The 11,276-nt window shown below is 67.4% G+C and carries 8 protein-coding genes and 2 pseudogenes; 3 read left to right on the top strand and 7 right to left on the bottom strand.

The window, feature by feature from the left end:
- A pseudogene (locus GJ693_RS10080) lies at positions 1-200 on the bottom strand (hypothetical protein); the annotation flags it as partial.
- On the opposite strand from GJ693_RS10080, the gene GJ693_RS10075 reads away from it, so the two are divergent.
- Entirely contained in the window at positions 199-684 is a 486-nt protein-coding gene (locus tag GJ693_RS10075; protein ID WP_156256179.1) for a GNAT family N-acetyltransferase, read from the top strand. The pseudogene GJ693_RS10080 and the gene GJ693_RS10075 sit on opposite strands and share 2 nt — an antisense overlap.
- Before the next feature lie 31 nt (positions 685-715).
- Here the strand turns inward: GJ693_RS10075 and ilvD are convergent, their stop codons facing one another.
- Positions 716-2,434, bottom strand: coding sequence for a dihydroxy-acid dehydratase (ilvD, locus tag GJ693_RS10070; RefSeq protein WP_156256178.1), 1,719 nt, complete (start codon positions 2,432-2,434; stop codon positions 716-718).
- A 143-nt stretch (positions 2,435-2,577) separates the two neighbouring features.
- Here ilvD and GJ693_RS10065 point away from each other — a divergent pair, with 143 nt between their 5' ends.
- A complete protein-coding gene (locus GJ693_RS10065; protein ID WP_156256177.1) occupies positions 2,578-4,629 on the top strand; it encodes an alkaline phosphatase D family protein in 2,052 nt (683 codons plus the stop codon).
- 286 nt (positions 4,630-4,915) lie between these two features.
- On the opposite strand, the gene GJ693_RS10060 is transcribed toward GJ693_RS10065, so the two are convergent.
- The 5 genes from GJ693_RS10060 to GJ693_RS10040 all read right to left on the bottom strand — a co-directional run bounded on the left by GJ693_RS10060 (position 4,916) and on the right by GJ693_RS10040 (position 10,936).
- The gene (locus tag GJ693_RS10060; protein ID WP_156256176.1) at positions 4,916-5,632 is read right to left on the bottom strand and encodes an N-formylglutamate amidohydrolase; all 717 of its coding nucleotides are present in this window, start codon (positions 5,630-5,632) and stop codon (positions 4,916-4,918) included.
- A 159-nt stretch (positions 5,633-5,791) separates the two neighbouring features.
- Positions 5,792-6,094, bottom strand: a complete 303-nt coding sequence (locus GJ693_RS10055; RefSeq protein ID WP_156256175.1) for a hypothetical protein — start codon at positions 6,092-6,094, stop codon at positions 5,792-5,794.
- A 354-nt stretch (positions 6,095-6,448) separates the two neighbouring features.
- Complete coding sequence (locus tag GJ693_RS10050; RefSeq protein ID WP_156256180.1) at positions 6,449-7,267, bottom strand: 4-(cytidine 5'-diphospho)-2-C-methyl-D-erythritol kinase; 819 nt, start codon at positions 7,265-7,267, stop codon at positions 6,449-6,451.
- Positions 7,268-7,309: 42 nt separating this feature from the next.
- Positions 7,310-8,977: a tetratricopeptide repeat protein gene (locus GJ693_RS10045; protein ID WP_156256174.1), complete on the bottom strand. Its 1,668-nt coding sequence runs from the start codon at positions 8,975-8,977 to the stop codon at positions 7,310-7,312.
- Between the two features lie 309 nt (positions 8,978-9,286).
- The gene (locus GJ693_RS10040; RefSeq protein WP_156256173.1) at positions 9,287-10,936 is read right to left on the bottom strand and encodes an electron transfer flavoprotein-ubiquinone oxidoreductase; all 1,650 of its coding nucleotides are present in this window, start codon (positions 10,934-10,936) and stop codon (positions 9,287-9,289) included.
- A gap of 119 nt (positions 10,937-11,055) precedes the next feature.
- Here GJ693_RS10040 and GJ693_RS10035 point away from each other — a divergent pair.
- A pseudogene (locus tag GJ693_RS10035) lies at positions 11,056-11,276 on the top strand (hypothetical protein); the annotation flags it as partial.

Below are 11,276 nucleotides of genomic sequence, written 5' to 3'. Positions count from 1 at the left end.
CGCGCCGGGGCAAAGGCCATGATCGCCCGCGCCGCCCCGTCGGCCGCCCGTTCCATCAGGGCAAGCGCCGGGGTGCCGGCCGCAATCGCCGCCGCCTCGGCCGCGCGCATGGCCGCGGCGGTGACGATCGTGGGGCCAGAATCGGGTTGCAACATCGGCGCCTTGTCACAAAGCCGGGGCGGCGGCACAAGGGCCGCCATGATCGTCCGCCCTGTCCTCTCCAGTGATGCCGCCGAACTGGCCGAGTTGCTCAACGCCATCATCGCCCGCGGCGGCACCACCGCCCTGCAAACGCCCTACACGGCCGAGGCGCTGGACTCGGCCTATCTCACCGGCCCCAAGGTGATCTGCTGCTTCGTCGCGGTGGACAGTGAGACCGGCCAGCTGCTCGGCTTCCAGACGCTGGGCCGCCTCGATGCGCTGCCCGCCGACATTGGTGACATCGGCACCTTCACCCGCGTCGATGGCATCCAGCGCGGTGTGGGCAGTGCGCTGTTTGCCGCCACCAAGGCGCGTGCCCGCGAACTCGGCCTCACCGCCCTCAACGCCGTGATCCGCGCCGACAATGTGGGCGGCCTCACCTTCTACACCCGCCAGGGCTTCATCGATCACGACATCGTGCGCGATGTGCCGCTCAGTGATGGCACACGGGTGGACCGGGTGTGGAAGCGCTATCCGCTTTAACCCCTCTCCCCTTGCGGGAGAGGGGAAGAGTTCAGATATCGGCAAACACGTGGGTTTCCGCCTTGGCGCCGGGATGCGTCACCGCTCCCAGCCGCGCCGGGCCCACCGTCTGCGCGAATTTCCAGATCGCGCCCGACTGGTAATCGGTCTGGCGCGGCACCCAGTTCGCGCGGCGGGCGGCGAGCGTCGCATCATCCACCTCCAGCTCGATGGTGCCGGCTTCGGCATCGATGCTGATGATGTCGCCATCCTCGATCAGCGCGATCGGGCCGCCTTCCGCCGCTTCCGGCCCGACATGGCCGATGCAGAAGCCGCGCGTCGCGCCCGAAAAACGCCCATCGGTGATCAGCGCCACATGCTCGCCCAGGCCCTGGCCATAAAGCGCGGCGGTGGTGGACAGCATCTCGCGCATCCCCGGCCCGCCCTTGGGCCCTTCATAGCGGATGACGATCACGCAGCCCGGCTCGATGCCGCGCTGCTCCACCACGGCAAAGCAGGCCTCCTCTGAGTCAAACACGCGGGCCGGACCACGGAACTGCAGCGTCTTCATGCCGGCCACCTTCACGATGGCGCCATCAGGCGCGAGGCTGCCCTTCAGGCCCACAACGCCGCCTGTGGGCGTGATCGGGCTGGACACCGGGTAGATCACCTTCTGATCCGGGTTCCAGCTGATCTCGTCGATATTCTCGGCCAGCGTCTTGCCGGTCACCGTCAGGCAATCGCCGTGGATGAAGCCAGCATCAAACAGCGTCTTCAGCACCATGTAGACGCCGCCGGCATCATACATGTCCTTGGCCACATATTTGCCGCCGGGCTTCAGGTCGGCGATATAGGGCGTCGTCTTGAAGATCTCGGCCATGTCGAACAGGTCGAACTTCACCCCGCATTCGTTGGCCATCGCTGGCAGGTGCAGCGCGCCGTTGGTGGAACCGCCCGTCGCCGCCACGATCCGCGCCGCATTCTCAAAGGCTTCGCGCGTGCAGATGTCGCGCGGGCGGATATTCTTTTCCAGCAGCGTCATGATCTGCTTGCCCGCCGCAATCGCGATGTCGGCGCGGCTCTGGTAGGGGGCCGGCGCCATGTTGCTGTTGGGTAGGGAGAGGCCAATCGCCTCGCCTACACACGCCATGGTGTTGGCGGTATATTGCCCCCCACAGGCGCCATGGCCGGGGCACGCCACCTTCTCCAGCGCCGTCAGCCGGGCGAGCGGGCAGTTGCCGGCCGCGTGCCCGCCCACCGCCTCGAACACGTCGACCACGGTCACATCCTTGTCTTCAAAGCGGCCGGGCAGGATCGAGCCGCCATAGACGAAGATCGACGGCACATTCAGCCGCAGCATCGCCATCATCATGCCCGGCAGGCTCTTGTCGCAGCCGGCAAAGCCGATCAGCGCGTCATAGCAATGGCCGCGCATCGACAGCTCGACCGAATCCGCAATGCAATCGCGCGACACCAGCGACGCCTTCATGCCCTGGTGGCCCATGGCAATGCCGTCCGTCACCGTGATGGTGTTGAACCGCCGCGGCATGCCCCCGGCCTCGTTCACCCCGATCCGCGCCGCATCGGCCTGCGCATCGAGCGTGGTGTTGCACGGCGCCGAGTCATTGCCGGCCGAGGCAATGCCGACGAACGGCCGCGCAATCTCCTCCTCGGAAAGCCCCATGGCATAATAGTAAGACCGGTGCGGCGCTCGCTCCGGTCCCACCGAAACATGGCGGCTGGGCAGCTTGGACTTGTCGAATCTTGTCATTTCAGGGCCTCTTTGGCTAACAATCTTGCCCTGCCCAATCGGGGCGATGCGGTCAAGCCTCGCGTTTGCTGCCCTGCCCCCATTCGCCCGGCTTGACCGCTGCGCTGTATTACACAAGCATGACGCAAAAGCAGGAGGGCAGGATGGACCGACGGCAATTTCTGGCAGGCGCCGCCGCACTGGGCGTTTCCGGTGCCTGGGCAACACGCGCCGCCGCCTCGCGCACGCCCTGGCGCGAAGATCGCGCCGCCTTCCCGCAAGGCGTCGCCTCCGGCGATCCTGATGAACACAGCGTCATGCTGTGGACCCGCCGCCCCTTCGACAGCGGCACGCGCCACAAGCTCACCCTCGAAGTCGCGCTCGACCCTGATTTCCGCCGGGTCGTCGCCACCGCCCGCGTGCCGGTGCTGGCTGCCGCCGACTGGACCTGCCGCGCCCTCGTTGGCGGCCTCACCTCTGCCGCCGTCCATTGGTATCGCTTCACCGACGAGAGCGGCGCCGGCAGTCGCATCGGCCGCACCATCACCGCGCCGCGCGCCGACGATCCGCGCCCGGTGCGCTTTGCCTTCGTGTCGTGCAACAGCGTCAACGAAGGCGCGCAGAACGCCTATCGCCGCATGATCTGGGAGGATGAACAGGCGCCTGCCGACCGCAAGCTCGGCTTCATCCTCCACCTCGGCGATTTCATCTATGAAGTCGTGCAATATCCCGACGAGGTGCCGCACCGTTATGGCCGCACCACCCACGATCTCGGCCGCGTGCCCGATGCCCGCAAGATCGGCAATTTCCACGTGCCCACCAATCTCGCCGGCTATCGCCACGTCTATCGCGCCCATATCGACGATCCCGACATCCAGGATGCCCGCGCGCATTTCCCCTTCGTCGCCATCGGCGACAATCACGAATTTTCCTGGATGGGCTGGCAGAGCATGATCCGCTATCCCGGCGTTGATCCCGAACCGGCACAGCCGCTGCGGGTCGCCGCCAACCAAGCCTGGTGGGAATATGTGCCGTCGCGCGTCCACAACGCCGCCGGCGGCGGGCTCGATCAATTCCATCCGCCAACCGTCGCCAAGGCGCCCATCACGACATTCGACGAGGACGGTTTCGGCACCGAGCCCAACAACCGCATCGCGGTGGGCAGCATGACCGCCTATCGCGCCCTGCGCTATGGCCGCCATGTCGATCTGATCCTCACCGATCTGCACAGTTACAAGATGGCCCACCCGGCCGACCGGCCCGAAGCCCAGGCGCTCGATTCCGGCGAATGGCCGGTGATCCCGCAGGAATGGATGGAGATCATCGACGGCGGCCGCGCCTATGCGGGTGGCAACCCGCCCGCCACGATCCAGGTGGGCGACAAGGCCATCCCCAATTTCCGCAAGGACGAAGCACCCTACACCGTGCTCGGCCGCGCCCAGAAGGCCTGGCTGAAGCAGCGGCTGCAACACTCCACTGCAACCTGGAAGATCTGGGGCGCCACCAACGGCCCGCTCGACATGCGCACCGATCCGCAGAACCTGCCCGCCGGCCTGGTCGCAACACCCTGGCCCGGCCAGCATTTCGGCACCTTCGGCGGGCCAGACCTCAGCGGCGCCTTTGCCGAACGCGGCGAGATCTACAACCATGTCCGCGACCAGGGCGTGGCCGGCTTCGTCACCATCTCCGGCGATCGCCACAGCTTCTGGGCCGGCTATGCCAGCCCCACCCTGCCGCCGGCCGGCTTTGCCCCCGTCGGCCTCAGCTTCATAACGGGCTCGATCTCCGCCGCCGGCATGGCGGAGGCCAACGAATATCGCAAACCTTCACCTCTGCTGCCGTTGTTCGTGCGCAAATCCCCCGGCGCCGCACCGGAAGCCACCATCAACCTCACCCTCAAACGCGGCGTTCGCGCGGCACTGGAATATGCCGCCAGCGGCGACATCGCCCAAGCCCGCGCACTGACCAACCCCGACGTCGCCCCCCACCTCAGCTTCGTGGACATGGCCGGCCATGGCTATGCCGTGGTCACCGCCAGCGCCGACGCCATCGAAACCGAATTCGTCTGCATCCCCCGCCCCGTCACCCGCGCCACCACGCCGGATGGCGGCCCCCTGCGCTACCGCGTCACCCACCGCGCGCCGCTGTGGGCGCCAGGCAAGGCGCCGGTGCTGGAACAGCGGGTGCTGGAAGGGGACGCTTCATTGTCGGTTTGAAGGAAAGGGGCCTCCGGCGGGCAGGGCCTGAGGCCCTGCACCCACTTTTGTTAGGGCCGCCCATACCAAGCAGAAGGGGACAATCTACCCTGCCTGTCATGCTGGCGCAGGCCAGCATCCACTCTGCAGCAGGGAGCAAAATGGCCCATGTATTGCCCACTGGCCACGATGGATGCTGGCCTACGCCAGAATGACGGGCAATTTTTTGGGGTAGGGCCGCCTCAAATCGAACGAGTGCAGGGAGTGAATCCCTGCCCGCCGGAGGCCTCCCTTCCCTTCCTTCCCCCTACAACCCCCGCCGCACCGTCGCGATGCAGTCCGCCAGGATATGCGTCCAGCGGGCTACGCCTTCCTTCGTCTGCAGCCCGTCATTGCGGACTTCGATGCCGAGATAGGGGATGTGGGCGGCTTCAGCGTGGCGGTCACACGTGTAGTTGAGGTCGCGGCCGGAATAGGGCTGGTTGTCGCCGACGTGCAGCCCCCTGCTGGCCAGGGCAACGAGGCCGCGGCGGGCGGCGCGGTCGTCCTGGTTGTAGAGGATGCCGACGGGCCAGGGCCGCTGTTCGTCGGGACGGGTGGCGAGGCAGGGTGTGAAACTGTGGACGGCGATGATCAGCGCCGGGCGCGCGTGTGCGATCTGGCGGGCGATGGCGTCGTGATAGGGGGTGTGGATGGCCGCGATGCGCATTTCGCGTTCGTCGGCCGGGATGGTCCAGTTGCCGGGGATCATGTGGCCGTCGCTGCTGGCCGGCACCGCGCCCAGATCGGCGGGATCGCGGTTGAGGTCCACCACCAGCCGCGAGACGGTGGCGATGATGGCGGGGGCCGACAGCGCGCGTGCGAGGCGACGGGTGAGCGCATCGGTGCCGATATCGACGGCGATATGATCATTCAGCAGCGCCGGCGGAATGCCGAGATCGATGCCCGGCGGCACGCTGGCCGAGGCATGATCGGCGATCAGCAGCAGATCGGCGGTGCCGGGCAGGATTTCGGGCAGGCTCATCCTCTCTGGCATAGCGGTGCGGGCCCCAAGAAAAAAGGCCCGGTGGCGAACCACCGGGGCGCAAAAAATAGGCCCGGTGGCAAGCCACCGGGCCGTAGGGGCATCCTTGGGAGAGGATGAAAGGGAAAAAGCGGCCCCGAAGTGCGGGGCTGCCCGAAATTACTGGCCGCTGGTGGCGGTCGACAGGGCCGCCAGTTCGGTGCCGAGCAGCTTGGCGGCGGCGGCGAACTTCTTGGTGGCTTCGAACTTGGCGTCGGCTTCGCACAGCTTCTCGCCGGTGGAGACCAGCTTGATGGCCTTGGCAGCGTCTTCGCCGCCCTTGGCTTCGGCCAGGGTGCGGATCTGCGCCGGGGTGGCCTTGCAGCTGACCGGGGCGGCAGCGGCGGCCGGGGTGGCGGCGGCGCCCACGAAGGTTGCGGCGGCGACGATGGCGAGCGGCAGGGCGATGATACGGTTGAACATGGGTCTTCTCCTGTTGCTGCGGGCCCGTTTGAACAAATGAGCACCGCGGATCGTGATCTGAATTCCGGCTGATTTGAGCAGCGCCGCCGGGGCCCGAGGGGGGAGGGTTGAGCCGGGGCTGAGCGCTACTCAAATCAACTGAGGCCGTTCTAAGTCACGCTCAGAAGCCCGTCAACCGCTATTTTGAGCGCAAATCAGCTTGTTGCAGCGCGGCAACGTGTTTTCAATGGTTTGCCTGAATGACGTAGGGCATTTATCGCACTGCACGCACGCATTTTTCACGCAAATCGAGCGCGACTCAGGGCGATGTTTCGAGTCGCACTTGATTTGCCTGAGCGCGACTCGAAAACCGACTCACACGATCTGCGTCGGGCACAGCCACCAGCCCGTCCCGGCCAGCGCCGCCGCCGCCCGGTCACGCGCCGCCGTGTCGGCATAGAGCGCCAGGCAGGTGGCGCCGGACCCGCTCATCCGCACACATGTCGCCTCCCCGCCACGTTCCAGCGCCGCCAGCACATCGGCGATCACCGGCTGCAGTGCGACGGCGGCAGCGGTCATGTCGTTGCGCAAGGCGGAGAGCGGCGCGGCCGGGTCGATTGGGCCCAGGTCGCGTTGGTCCCAGCCGGCAAACACCGGCCCCGTCGCCACCGCCACACCGGGATTGACCAGCAGCACCGGCGCACCGGCGAAATCCTGCGGCCAGGGCGACAGCGCCTCCCCCTTCCCGGCCCCGAACCTCGTCTGGCTGTAAACGCACACCGGCACATCGGCACCCAACGGCTCGGCCAATGCCGCCAGCCGCTCCAGCGGCCAGTCGAGGCCCCACAGCCGATTCAGCAGCCGCAGCGCCGCCGCCGCATCCGCCGAGCCGCCGCCCAGCCCGGCTGCGACCGGAATGCGCTTTTCAAGGTGCAGGGCGCCGCGTGGGGAAAGGCGGGCAGCGGCCGCCAACGCCCGGCCAGCGCGCAGCACCAGATTGTCATCCCCCACGTCCGCGCCGGCAGCGGTTGGACCCGAAAGCGTGAGCGTCAGCCCCTCCGCCGCCGTCCCGCGCAGCGTGTCGCCAAACGCGGTGAAGGCAAAGATGCTTTCCAGATCATGATAGCCATCCGGACGTCGCCGCCGCAGGTGCAGCGCCAGGTTGATCTTGGCCGGGGCATGTTCGACGATCATCGCGCGGCGGCTGTGGCGCGGCACAGGGCGCGGCGCAAGAGCCTATCGGGTCGCCAGCATCGCCGGTGCGGCATCCAGCCCATAATCGAGCCGCGCCTGCAACTGGCGCTTCTCGTCCGGGCCGGTGTCCATCGCCAGCGCCTGCCGCCAGCGGAACCGCGCCTCGATCCGGCGGCCCTGTCGCCACAACGCGTCGCCCAAGTGACTGACAATGGTGGCATCCTGCGGCTCCAGGCTGACCGCCCGTTCCAGCGTTGCCACCGCCTTGTCGGCCTCTCCAGATTGCAGCTGCAGCCAGCCCAGCGAGTCGATGATGCCGCCATCGCCGGGTCGCAGCTGTGCCGCCTTCTCGATCAGGCTGCGCGCCTCCGGCAATTTCTCACCGCGATCGAGCAGGCCATAGCCGAGATAGTTGAGCGCCCCTGGCTCGTCGGGAAACAGCGCCAACGCGGCGCGCAGATCGGCCTGCGCCCCCGGCCAATCCCCCGCCCGGTCACGCATCATGGCGCGCTGATAGAACAGGCTCCACGCCGAAGCCCCCATGTCCCTGGAAAAACGTTCAATCGCCGTGCCATAGGCGGCGGCCGATTCGGCAAAACGCCCGCCGCGCTGGTGCCAGGCAGCCAGCCCGGCCCAATCATCGGCCGACGCTCCCGGCGCCTCGGCCGCCTTTTGCAGCAACTGTCCGGCCGCCGCCACCTGGCCGGCGTCTTCCAGCACATCAGCCCGTCGCGCGCGCACCGCCTCTTCCAGGCCCAGCCCCTCAGGCACCTTGTCGAGCGCGGCCAGCGCTGCCTCGGTCTGGTGGGCGCGGCCCAGCATATCGCTCACTGTCAGCCACGTCACCGGCTGTTCCGGGGCCAGAAAACTGGCCAGCCGGGCAAACATCAGCGCCAACGGATCCGATCGTTCGCGCGCCAGATCGGTGGACAGTCGCACGGCCAGCCAGGCTAGCGCCTGCCGCGGTTCGGCCGCCAACGGGCCAATCCGCTTGCCGGCCTGCAACCGCTCGCGCGCCACGGCGGTCGGCCGATCACCGGGGTAGAGCACCGCCAGCGCCTCGTCCTTGCGGCCGGCCATCACCAGCGCATCGGCCTGGCCCTGGCGCAGGAACATCGGGGCCGGTCCGCCGCCGGCCCGGGCCTGGCGATAGGCGGCCGCCGCTTCGTCCCAGCGGCCCAGGCTGGCCAGCAGATGCGCGCGCTGTTCGGCAATATAGCCGCGCAGAAAGCCTTGATAACGCTGCGGATCGAGCAGGTTCAGTGCCGCCGGCGCATCCCCACGCGCGGCCGCCAGCCAGGCATCGATCACCGGCCCGGCCACCGTTGGCCAGCCCTGCCGGCCCAGTTTCGGGCGCAGGCTCGCCGCCAGCGCCCAATCCTTGCGCACAAGGGCCTCGGCGATGCGGGTGATGGTCACGTCGGGATCGCTGGCCCCCGCGGCCGCAAGAGTGCGCGCCAGTTGGAAGGCGCGCGGCTGGTCACCGCTGGCCAGCGCCAGTTCCCAGGCACGGCGCGTCACCGTGCCGGCGGTCGGATCGGCAACCCGCGCCTCCTCCATCAGCCGCGCCGCCAGTCCGACCTCGTTGTCGAGCACGGCATAGCGGCCGATCACATAGGCATGGAGTGCGGATTCCGCCGACCGCACTGGCCTGGCGGCGTGAGCGGGGGTGAGCGCCAGCAGGGCGATGACGGGGATGAGGGCGCGCATGTGGGGGCGAGGATGGCGGGGTGTGGGGGGAATGTCGAGAGGGGGTGTCAACGGCTCCCCTACCGCTTGCGGGAGGGGATGGGGGTGGGATGAGAGGCGTGGACCACTGATCCGGCTAAGGGCGCTTGGAGGCGCGGCCGGCGGCGGAGCCGCCGAGTCCGTTAGGGGGAAGAAGAAGGAAGGAACAAGGGCGTGGCGGAGCCACGCCGTCGGACGACACACGAAAAGGGCGGCTGGAGAGCCGCCCTTTTTGGTCGCCGGCCGAGCTTGCCGGAGTCGGTGCGCGGCACGCGCACCCGCCCGGCTGCGCTACATATTCGGATAGTTCGGCCCCCCGCCCCCCTCCGGCACCACCCAATTGATATTCTGCGTCATGTCCTTGATATCGCACGTCTTGCAATGCACGCAGTTCTGCGCGTTGATCTGCAGGCGCGGGGCATTGTCTTCCACGCCGACGATTTCATACACGCCCGCCGGGCAATAGCGCTGCGCCGGCTCGTCATAGAGCGCGTAATTGACTTCGATCGGCACCGACGGGTCTTTCAGCGTCAGGTGGCAGGGCTGGTCTTCCTCGTGGTTGGTGTTGGAGAGGAACACGCTCGACAGGCGATCGAAGCTGATCACACCATCCGGCTTGGGATAGACGATCTTCGGCGCGTCATCCTTGCGGCGCATGTGGGTGTTGTCGGGCGTCAGCTTGAAGGTGAAGGGCAGTTCGTAGCCCAGATATTCCATCCACATCATGATGCCGCCCATGGCAGTGCCGACCGTGGTGCCAAACTTCTCGACCGCGGGCAGCACGTTGCGGACCATCTTCAGCTCTTCATGCACCCAGCTCTTCTTGTAGGCGGCCTCATAATCCGTCAGCTCGTCGCCGCCGCGCTGGGCAGCGATGGCGGCAACCGCGGCTTCGGCGGCCATCATGCCAGTCTTCATCGCGGTGTGGCTGCCCTTGATGCGCGGCACGTTCAGGAATCCGGCCGAACAGCCGATCAGCGCGCCGCCGGGGAAGGTCAGTTTCGGCACCGCCTGCCAGCCGCCATCGTTGATAGCCCGCGCGCCATAGGACACGCGGCGGCCGCCTTCCAGGATTTCGCGGATCGCCGGGTGCGTTTTCCAGCGCTGGAACTCCTCGAACGGCGAGAGGTGCGGATTGTCGTAGTTGAGCCACACCGAGAAGCCGAGCGCGACCTGGCCATTGGCCTGGTGATAGAGAAAGCCACCGCCATTGGCGTCAGAGAGCGGCCAGCCCTGGCTGTGGATCACCCGACCAGGCACATGCTTTTCGGCCGGAATGTCCCACAATTCCTTCAGGCCAATGCCATAGATTTGCGGCTGGCTGTTCTTGCGCAAGTCAAAGCGGTTGATGATCTGCTTCGAAAGATGCCCGCGCGCGCCTTCGGCGAAGAAGGTGTATTTGGCGTGGATTTCCAGACCGGGGGTCCAGCTGTCCTTCTTCGAACCGTCCTTGGCGATGCCCATGTCGCCGGTGGCGACACCCTTCACGCTGCCATCATCGTTGAACAGCACTTCGGCCGCGGCAAAGCCCGGGAAAATCTCGACGCCCAGCGCCTCGGCCTGTCCGGCCAGCCAACGGCACAGATTGCCCAGCGACACCGTGTAGCAGCCCTTGTTCTGCATGAACGGCGGCAGCAGCGCATGCGGGAAGTCGTATTTCTTCGTCTCGGTCAGCACCCAGTGGTGGTTCTCGGTGACCGGCACGGTGAGCGGCGAATCCATCGTCCGCCATTCCGGCAGCAGTTCGTCCAGCGCCTTGGGGTCAACCACCGCGCCCGACAGGATATGCGCGCCGATCTCGCTGCCCTTTTCGAGGATGCACACCGAAAGCTCCACGCCGAGCCGCTGCGCTTCCTGCTTGGCCCGGATCGCCGCCGAAAGGCCTGCCGGCCCGCCGCCCACGATCACCAGGTCATAGGGCATGGATTCCCGTTCGCTCACGTGTCGCTTCCCCATCATCGTCGCGCCGCATCGGGCTGGCGCGGCCTTGCCATCATTCACCAGATAGCCCGATGGCAAGGGCTTGACCAGACGGGCCAGACTGATGCTTTTGGGCGGTCGTGACGCTGACGCTGAACCCCACCGAAGCTGCCGCCGCGCTGGCCTTTCTGGTCAGCGCCGGGGCCGATGTGGCGGTGGACGAAACACCGCGCCGCTGGCTGGAAGCGCCGCCACCCCGGCCGGAGCCGGCCCCGGTCCCCGCCCCTGTCTCTTCCAACGTGCCGCGCAAGGCCGCCCCCGCCCCGCCAACAGCGCCGGCTGACCATCCGGCCCGCGCCTG

The sequence above is a fragment of the Sandarakinorhabdus oryzae genome (assembly GCF_009733735.1).
Classification (GTDB): Bacteria; Pseudomonadota; Alphaproteobacteria; order Sphingomonadales; family Sphingomonadaceae; genus Sandarakinorhabdus; species Sandarakinorhabdus oryzae.
Note: the sequence above shows the minus strand (reverse complement) of the source record. Positions and strands in the feature narration are given on the sequence as shown.

Coding starts and splice junctions, on each gene's coding strand:
- GJ693_RS10050 (WP_156256180.1), bottom strand. CDS start 7,267: ATGATCGTCGAACATGCCCCGGCCAAGATCAACCTGGCGCTGCACCTG.
- ilvD (WP_156256178.1), bottom strand. CDS start 2,434: ATGACAAGATTCGACAAGTCCAAGCTGCCCAGCCGCCATGTTTCGGTG.
- GJ693_RS10065 (WP_156256177.1), top strand. CDS start 2,578: ATGGACCGACGGCAATTTCTGGCAGGCGCCGCCGCACTGGGCGTTTCC.
- GJ693_RS10060 (WP_156256176.1), bottom strand. CDS start 5,632: ATGAGCCTGCCCGAAATCCTGCCCGGCACCGCCGATCTGCTGCTGATC.
- GJ693_RS10075 (WP_156256179.1), top strand. CDS start 199: ATGATCGTCCGCCCTGTCCTCTCCAGTGATGCCGCCGAACTGGCCGAG.
- GJ693_RS10045 (WP_156256174.1), bottom strand. CDS start 8,977: ATGCGCGCCCTCATCCCCGTCATCGCCCTGCTGGCGCTCACCCCCGCT.
- GJ693_RS10055 (WP_156256175.1), bottom strand. CDS start 6,094: ATGTTCAACCGTATCATCGCCCTGCCGCTCGCCATCGTCGCCGCCGCA.